At 69.1% G+C, this 230-nt stretch carries 1 protein-coding gene; it reads right to left on the bottom strand.

What is annotated here, in order from left to right:
- The coding region (locus tag AC0L2O_RS37685) for an oxidoreductase (protein WP_473373305.1) at positions 1-230 on the bottom strand (230 nt) is incomplete at both ends.

The following is a 230-nucleotide window of genomic DNA, read 5'->3' as shown; positions in this document are numbered from 1 at the left end:
AATCGCCGACGGGGCGATGGTTTCCCAGCTGCGGGCATCGGAGGCCGGGATGTGGTCGTCGCCTTCCCACGGACGGTTGGCGCTGGCTTTGCGACCGGCGTGGGCAATCTGGATACCCGGTACGGAGCCGGCCGCCTTGATGGCCTTGACCATCGGCACGAACGCCTCGGCATGGGCGTCGCTCCAGATCCCGGCGCAGCCCGGGGTGATACGCCCTTCAGGCGCAACCG

Source organism: Bradyrhizobium sp. Kon10, assembly GCF_055807395.1.
Note: the sequence above shows the minus strand (reverse complement) of the source record. Positions and strands in the feature narration are given on the sequence as shown.